The organism is Spongiactinospora gelatinilytica, assembly GCF_003236385.1.
GTDB lineage: Bacteria > Actinomycetota > Actinomycetes > Streptosporangiales > Streptosporangiaceae > Spongiactinospora > Spongiactinospora gelatinilytica.
The window spans coordinates 1-6,781 of the sequence record NZ_POUA01000401.1; the positions used below are offsets into that span (position 1 = coordinate 1).

General features: G+C 73.5%; 4 protein-coding genes. 3 read left to right on the forward strand and 1 reads right to left on the reverse strand.

Going from position 1 to position 6,781, the window contains the following annotated elements; all coding sequences use genetic code 11:
• The coding region (locus tag C1I98_RS32920; RefSeq protein WP_306461936.1) for a polysaccharide deacetylase family protein at window positions 1-873 on the forward strand (873 nt) is incomplete at its 5' end.
• Window positions 874-3,163: 2,290 nt separating this feature from the next.
• Here the strand turns inward: C1I98_RS32920 and C1I98_RS32925 are convergent.
• Entirely contained in the window at window positions 3,164-4,105 is a 942-nt protein-coding gene (locus tag C1I98_RS32925; RefSeq protein ID WP_111171249.1) for a glycosyltransferase family 2 protein, read from the reverse strand.
• Window positions 4,106-4,252: 147 nt separating this feature from the next.
• Between C1I98_RS32925 and C1I98_RS32930 the strand changes: the two genes are divergently transcribed.
• Both C1I98_RS32930 and C1I98_RS32935 read left to right on the forward strand, forming a co-directional pair.
• On the forward strand, window positions 4,253-5,476 hold the full coding sequence (locus C1I98_RS32930; protein ID WP_111171250.1) for a DegT/DnrJ/EryC1/StrS family aminotransferase: 1,224 nt from the start codon (window positions 4,253-4,255) through the stop codon (window positions 5,474-5,476).
• A gap of 92 nt (window positions 5,477-5,568) precedes the next feature.
• Complete coding sequence (locus tag C1I98_RS32935; protein WP_111171251.1) at window positions 5,569-6,684, forward strand: glycoside hydrolase family 26 protein; 1,116 nt, start codon at window positions 5,569-5,571, stop codon at window positions 6,682-6,684.
• Window positions 6,685-6,781: the final 97 nt, after the last annotated feature.

Genomic DNA, 6,781 nt, shown 5'->3' on the forward strand with positions numbered 1-6,781 from the left:
GGCCTGGACGACCTGGGGTTATGTGGTGGGCACGGTACGGCTGAAACTGCACGGCGGCCCGTCGTGACGCGGGTGCCGATCCTGATGTACCACTCGATCACCGACACGCCGACCGCCGAGACGCGCCCGCTGGCCGTACGGCCGGGCGACTTCGCCGACCAGCTCGGCTATCTCAAGGACCGCGGCTTCACGCCGATCACCTTCGGCGACCTGGCCGCCGCCCTGCACGGAAACGGCCGGAAGCCGCCCGCGAGACCCGTCGTGATCACCTTCGACGACGGCTACGCCGACTTCCACCGCGAGGCGCTGCCGATCCTGACCCGGTTCGGCGTGCCCGCGACGGTCTTCCTGACCAGCGGGTGGCTGCGCGACGCCGGGCCCGACGCCGCGGGCCGCCCGCTGGACACCATGCTGAGCTGGGGCCAGGCCAGGGAGGCGGCCGACAGCGGCATCGAGATCGGCGGGCACAGCCACAGCCATCCGCAGCTCGACCAGTTGCCCGGCCCGGCGCTGCGGCAGGAGCTGCGGCGCAACAAGGCGCTGCTGGAGGACCGGCTCGGGCGTCCGGTCACCACGATGGCCTATCCGTTCGGTTACTCCAGCGCGCGGGTGCGCGTGGAGACGCGCGCGGCTGGGTATCTCGCGGCCTGCGCGGTGGGCAACGCGATGACCACCGAGCGGCACGACGTGCTGGCGCTGCCCCGGCTGACGGTGAGCCGGGGCACGGGGATGGGCCGGTTCCGCAACGCGGTGGAGGGCAACGCGGTTCCGCTGATCTACCTCAGGGAGCGTCTGCTGACCAAGGGGTACGCGGTGGTGAGGAGGACACGGTACGCGGTGCGGCAGGTGCGGCAGGTAGCGCACGGTGAGTGAGCGCGGGGGTCTCGCCGGGGGGCAGGCGACCCGCGCGGGCGGGCATTGGTCGCGGCTGCGCGACCGCCTGCCGTCCGACCTTTCCGACCCGCTGCTGCGCAGCGCCTACGCCCTGATGCTCAACGCGGGCGCGGGCGCGATCATCGGCCTGGCCTACTGGGCGGTGACCGCCCGGGTCTTCGACGAGCGGGACGTCGGCGTCGCGCTGGCCATCCTGGCCGCGATGCGGCTGCTGGCGGCGATCACCTCATTCGGGTTCGTCGGCACGCTGACCCGCTTCATCCCGCAGACCGGGCGGCGCAGCGGGCAGTTCATCGTGCTCGTCTACACGGTTGGCGCGGGCCTGGCGCTGCTCGGCTGCCTGATCTTCTTACTCACCCTGGACATCTGGGGCCCGACGTACGGCCTGCTGTCCGGCTTCGGCGCGGGCGTGGTGTTCACCGCCATGGTGATCGTCTGGAGCGTCTGCACGCTCCAGGACGTCGTGCTGACCGCCCTGCGCCGGGCCCCGCTGGTCCCGATCGCGAACCTGGTGTTCTGGGTCGTCCGGTTCGGCGTGCTGGTCGGCGCGGCGGTGGTGCTGCGGTCCGGTGGCGCGGCGGTCTCGTGGGCGGTGTTCCTGGCCTGGATCGCGCCGGGGCTCGTGGTCGCGGTGTGGGTGAACTTCCTGATCTTCCGCAGGCTGGTCCCCGAGCACGCCAAGCGGACCGGCGTCGGCAGGAACCTCACGGTGCGCCAGATCGGGCGTTTCCTGGCCGGCGACTACACCGGCTCGATCTTCACGCTGCTGCTGAACTACGGGCTGCCGGTACTCGTGGCCGCCCAGGTCACCCAGGAGATGAACGCCTACTACGGGCTGACCATCACGCTCGGCGCGATGCTGGAGATGCTGAGCTACACGATGGCCTCCTCGCTGACCGTCGAGGGCGCGTTCGACACGGCCAAGCTGGGCGACAACTGCCGCCGGGCGCTGCGCCGCACGTTCGTCATCCTGACCCCGCTGGTGCTGGGCGCGGCGGTGTTCGCCCCGGTCGCGCTGATGCTCTACGGCGGCGGCTACGCCGAGCACGCCACCACGCTGATGCGGCTGATCGCGCTGGCCGCGCTCCCCCGGGCGATCGTCGAGCTGTACCTGGGCGCGCTGCGGGCGCAGCGCCGGGCGCGGACGATCGTGGTCGTCCAGGCGACCATGGCGACGCTGGCCATCGGCGGCACGCAGGTGCTGCTGCCGAAGTACGGGATCACCGGCGTCGGGATGGCCGTCCTCGGCGGTCAGACCCTGGTCGCGCTGGCCGTGCTGCCCGGCCTGCGCAAGATCATCGGACGGCGGGGCGAACGCTCCCGCGCGCTCGCCTTCGCGCTGCGGTGGCTTCCCGCCCCCGCGCTGGCCGTGGCGCTGCACCTGGGCGCGGGCGGCCCGCCGCTCGGTGGCATCGGCTCGGCGGCGGCCTTGGACATGGCGGCCGGGGCGCTCGGCCTGCCGGACGCCGCCGCGCTGTACCCCTGGCTGCCGCTCGCCGTGGCTCTGGTCTGCCTGCCGCCGCTGTCGCTGCTGTTCCGCAGGCTCGGCGCGGGGCCCGGGGCCGAGTCGCTGGCCCTGGTGCTGTTCGTGGCGGCGCACTGGGCGCTGGCCCCGGCCTCGCCCGCGCTGCACCTGCTGCTGCTCGCCTGGGTGACCTGGGCGGCCGTCACGACCCGCTGGCTGGTCACCGTGGCGGCGGCCGAGCTGATCGAGCCGTTCCGGCGCACGGGCGGGCCGGGACTCCAGCCGGTGCCCTGGCTGGTCCCCGGGGAGCTGCGGTCCACCGCCAGCCGCGCCGACCGGGTGACGGTCACCGTACTGCTGATCGGGCTCGCCCTGACCGCGGCGGCACTGCACCCGCTGGGGCCCGTGCTCATGCTGACGGCCGCGCTCGGCCTGGTGGCGGTGCGCAGGCTCGGCGGGGAGTGGCCCGGCGGGTGGCCGGTCGCGCTGGGGGCGCTGGCCGCGCTGCTCGCGGGCCTGCCGGCGGCCCTGCCGCCGGGCGGGGGCACGCCGGCCCCCGCGCCGCTGCTGTGGGCCACCGCCGCCGTGGCGGCGCTGTGCCTGGCCGGTGTGCTGCGCAGGGTCCGGCGCGGCCTGTCCGACCGTACGGCGTACGTGCTGGCGCTGGCGTGCCTGCCGCTGGCCGTGCCGGCGGCGACCGGGGCGGTGGAGATCCCGCTGGCGTCGGTGCTGGCGCCGGCCGCGCCGTTCGCGGCGCTGCTGGCGGCGTACGCGGTCTTCCCGGCCGGGCCGGCCGGGGGGCGGTCAGGGCGCGCCGAGCCCGCGCGCCTCCATCGTCCGGACGACCCAGGCGGGGTTCAGCCGGAAGAGCGCGACCACGGCGACACCGTAGGACCGGACCTCCCGGGGGTCGGTCAGAAAAGCGCGTAGCGCCCAGCGCAGCGCCTCGCCCCTGCGGGCCACCGCCACGCGGGTGAACGCGACCTGCCCGGCCAGCCGCGCGAAGCCCCGGCGCGACCGGCGAATCTCCGGGTAGCGCTCCAGCAGCCACAGCAGGGCCTCGGCGATCACGTCCCAGCGGCCCGCGAAGTGCGACTGCGCGTGCATGCGGACCCGCAGGTGCGGCTCGGGGACGTGCACGATCGGCGCGCTGCGCGCGGCGCGCAGCAGCATCTCGTAGTCCTCGCCGTAGCCCTTGGGGATCACCTCGGAGAACAGCCCGATCGCGTCGCCGGTCAGCGCGTCGCGGCGGGCCATGAACCCGGACGGGTGCATCGCGGGCTGCCTGCCGTCCAGCAGGTCGGCGAACGGCACGCGCGGCTTTTCCAGGCGGATGTGCCTGGTCCAGTCGGCGTGCACGATCTGGGAGCCGCAGGTGCAGAAGGTGGCGTCGGGGTGCTCGCGTACGGCCTGGACCTGCGCGGTCAGCTTCGTGGGCAGCCAGGTGTCGTCGTCGTCGCAGAACGCGACCCACTCCACGTCGTCGCCGAGCGCGAGCACGCCGCTGTTGCGCGCGCCGGGCAGGCCGCGGGTGCGGGTGTTGGTGGTGAGCCTGACCGGGCGGCGCGGGTCGTCCGACACCATGGCCGCGTCCGGCTCCGACCCGTCGAAGACGATCATCGTGGTGACCCTGCCGAGGTAGTCCTGCCCGGTGATCCCGGCGATGGCCTCCTCGATCATCTCTGGGCGGTCGCCCCGCGTGCAGACGACGACCCCGATCTCCGGCCAGGCGGCGGACTGTGCCATGGAACACCAACAACTCTCTGCGCGTCGAAATCTCGCAGGTCCCGCCGAGCGCCGTCCCAGGGGGATTCGGCGATATGCCGCGACGCGGGGGATCTACCCTGGCTGAGGGTACAACGCGCGGAGCGAGGCACGTGGAGGGACCGCGAGATGAATACGTCGGCGACCGGCGATCAGCCGGTGACCCTGTCCAGCGAGGGGCCCGCCGCCAGGTCCACTGAGAGGCCGACCGAGCGCCGGATCGGCCGCCGCTGCCTGTACATGCCGTCCGCCCGGCTCGGCCTGTACCTGGCCCTGCGCGGCCTGGTGCCGCCCGGCACGAGGGTGCTGATGTCCCCGGTCAACTGCGAGACCGTGATGTTCGCCGCGGTGGCGGCGGGCCTGCGGCCGGTGATGGCCCCGGTCTCCCCCGCCGACGGCACGATCGACGTGGGCCGGATCGACTGGGACGGCATCGGCGCGGTCGTCGCCACCCACCTGTACGGCCTGCCCGGCGAGATCAGGCGGCTGGCCGCCGAGTGCGAGCGCAGGGGCGCGGTGCTGGTGGAGGACTGCGCGCACGCCTTCCAGACCGAGGTCACCGGCCCCGGCGGGGAGCGGCGGCACGTCGGCACGTTCGGCGCGGCCGGGGTGTTCAGCCTGGCCAAGCACCCGAGGGCGGGCGGCGGCGGGCTGCTCGCGGTGGACGACGACGTCGCCGAGCGGCTGGCGAAGGCCCGTGACGAACTGCTCACCGCGCCCGCCGTGGGCCGCGAACTTCCCGCCGTGATCGCTCCCCTGGTACGCGACGCGGTCTTCGCGCTGCGGCTCAGCGGGCCCGCCTGGCGGGCGGCGAAGGCGCTGCGCATCGAGGTCGCGCACGAGAACGACGAGGCCAGGGTCCGCGACCTCGCCGCGGCGGCCGATGACACGGACGATCTCGACCTGACCCGCTTCGACCGGTGGATGTCGGTGGGCGCGGGCGGCTACCGGGTGGCGCACAGCAGGCTGCTGCGCGGCGCGGTGGCCCGGCGGGTCCGCCTGGTGGACGGCCGGCGGGCGAGGCGGCGGCGGCTGGCCGGGGTGCGGGTGCTGAGCGCCCTGCCGACGGCCGCCACCGGCGTCACGGCGTTCGCCGATCAGCCGCTGTTCCGCGTCCCGCTGCTGGTGGCGGACCGCGACGCGGCCAGGGCGGCACTGGAGCGCCGCGGGGTCATCACCACCTGCCTCTACACCCCGCCGCTCGACGACGACTTCGGGCCCGGCCTGGCCGAGCCCGGTCCGACCCCGCAGATCGCCCGCTGGTGGGCCCGGCACGCGCTGCCGGTCGATCCGCTACAGGCCGCCCGGGCGCTGCCGATCCTGCGCCGGCTCGTACCGGCTGTGCACCCGTAGATACCCCACGTATACGTCATCTTTATACGGGCAGCCTTAAACTTCTCCGGCCTCGGACCGAAATCAATCGAACACGTCTCGGAGTCGCCCCCATGCCCGCCGCCTCCCCGCGCAAGCACGCTCGTCCCCGCACCCGTCGGTGGAGCGGCAAGCGAATCCTGATTCCGGTCGCCGCGTTGATCATGCTCGTCGGCGGCGGCGGCGCCCTGTACTTCCGTGCGGAGGTCGGTCCCTTGTTCACCTCGGCGCGGCCCCTGGAGACCGGCCGGGTCCCGGCCCCGCCCAAGGGGGACTGCGCCGCGGCCCCCACGCTGAAGCAAGGGCCCGCGTGCGGCGCGTGGTTCGGCGTCTACGTCCCGCCGCGCGGTGACAGCCTTCTGGCCTCGCTCGACGCCCTGGAGGGCGGTGTGGGGCGCAGGTTCGACATCGTCTTCGCCTATCACGACATGTCCACCACGGAGAACGGGCGGCTGCTGCGCGGCGACGAGCCCGAGATCGGCCGCGACCGGCTGTTGCTGCTCGGCTGGGAGTCCGAATTGTGGGACTCCGGGCGGAACGTCCCGTGGCGGGACATCGCCTCGGGGGCGGTGGATCGGACGGTGATCGACCCGCAGGCGCAGCGGATCAAGGAGTACGGCAGGCCGGTGCTCATCGGGTTCGACGGGGAGATGGAGCTTCGGGAGGACAGCGGGAGCCCGGAGGAGTACGTGGCCGCGTACCGGCACATCGTGGACCGGTTCCGGGCGCTCGGGGTGGACAACGTGGCGTGGGTGTGGGGGGTTACCGGATACCTTGACTACCGGGATCAGTGGAAGGCGTTCTATCCGGGTGACACGTACGTGGACTGGATCAGCTACGACCCGTACAACTTCGCACGCTGCCGGAACGCCGGGTGGCAGACGTTCGAGGAGACGGTCAGGCCCGCGCACGACTGGTTCGTCCGCAACGGGTTCGGCGACAAGCCGTTCGTGATCAGTGAGTACGGCACCGAGACCGACCCGGACCGGCCGGGGGCGCGCGGGGAGTGGTACAACGAGGTGCCCGAGGTGCTGAAGCGGCTGCCGAGGATCAAGGCCGTGCTTCAGTGGAACGCGGTGGACGCGGCGGGCTGCGACTTCCGGCTCGAAGGGCCCGGGGTGCTCCCCGCCTTCTCGGAAGCGGGCAGGGACCCCTACCTCAACCAGGATCTTCCCAAGAGCGGCTCCTGAAGACGAGTACAGTCGCACAGAGGCATCGGACGGGGGATCAAGGAAGGGCGGACGTGGAGGGCAGCAACACCGACGAGGGTCACGACGCGTCGGGCAC

Coding starts and splice junctions, on each gene's coding strand:
- C1I98_RS32935 (WP_111171251.1), top strand. CDS start 5,569: ATGCCCGCCGCCTCCCCGCGCAAGCACGCTCGTCCCCGCACCCGTCGG.
- C1I98_RS32930 (WP_111171250.1), top strand. CDS start 4,253: ATGAATACGTCGGCGACCGGCGATCAGCCGGTGACCCTGTCCAGCGAG.
- C1I98_RS32925 (WP_111171249.1), bottom strand. CDS start 4,105: ATGGCACAGTCCGCCGCCTGGCCGGAGATCGGGGTCGTCGTCTGCACG.